The sequence below is a fragment of the Geodermatophilus amargosae genome, assembly GCF_041028265.1.
GTDB classification, from domain to species: domain Bacteria; phylum Actinomycetota; class Actinomycetes; order Mycobacteriales; family Geodermatophilaceae; genus Geodermatophilus; species Geodermatophilus amargosae_A.
Genome location: NZ_JABGCW010000048.1, coordinates 1 through 931, shown reverse-complemented (window position 1 = coordinate 931; position 931 = coordinate 1). Strand labels below are relative to the sequence as shown.

Here is a 931-nt window from a genome sequence, read left to right as displayed (position 1 = left end):
TCTTGGTCTTGACCTCCACCAACAAATCGCTAATGTCATTTGATAGGTTCTTCTGTATGATGCCAAGTCCTCTCGTTTTGCTCTTGATGGCTTCTGCCCTCTGCTCCTCTGCTGCAATCTTGTATTGGATGGCCGAAAGATGCTGCTTCTCGCTGCTCTTGCCCCTCTCCATGCCCAAGACCTCGGCACAGATAGTTTGCATCTCTGCCATGTCGTTGCGGTTGAGCTTCAGACTTTTTCCGCTCTCATGGTCTGTCCAATCAGCCACCAGATGAGCGTGAAGATTGAGTTTGATGCCATCTTTGCTTTTCTTGTACCCCTCGTCCTTGTGGATTGCGATCTGGAACACATCGATTCCGAAGCGATCGTTAAAACGCTTCGCCAATTTTTTGAGGTCGTCCATGGTCGTGGTGTCCTCGATGACAACCACGGCTTCACGTATCGGGGTTGCCTTGGCTTGCATCTTTCGCCCTGTCTTCGCCTTTGCGTTCTGGGTGACAAATGCAAGTCTTGCTTCTTGGCTGTCCGACTGCCAATAGTCGTTTTGGCTCGATAGTTCGTGATGAACGTAGTCGAGTTTCTTTGTTCTCTTGTTGTGTTCCTCGCTGCCACCTTTGACCGCTTGGAAATGGATGGATGTCTGTGCCATGTCGAATGAATTTTAGGGCGGCTGCCATGGGGTTGAGGGGCGCAGCCCCCACCCTCGGAGAGCACACAACTACGAAAAGCGTAGCTTCGTAGTTATAGTGTGCTATAACAAGCACGCTTTGTTTACGGGGGCAAAGTTACGCAAACTCTGGGAAAGTACCAAACTACTTGGGGATTTTTTTGAAAATACTGATTTAATTAATGCCGTAGTCGGTGCTCAAAACCCATCTGGTCAGCTTCGCCAAGTCCGCACCCTTGAAGTCTGTAGTAAGGGATAGCAGTT

Annotated in this window: 1 pseudogene; it reads right to left on the bottom strand. The window is 49.4% G+C overall.

What is annotated here, in order from left to right:
* Window positions 1-649: pseudogene (locus tag HLV61_RS23130) on the bottom strand (hypothetical protein); the annotation flags it as partial.
* Window positions 650-931: the final 282 nt, after the last annotated feature.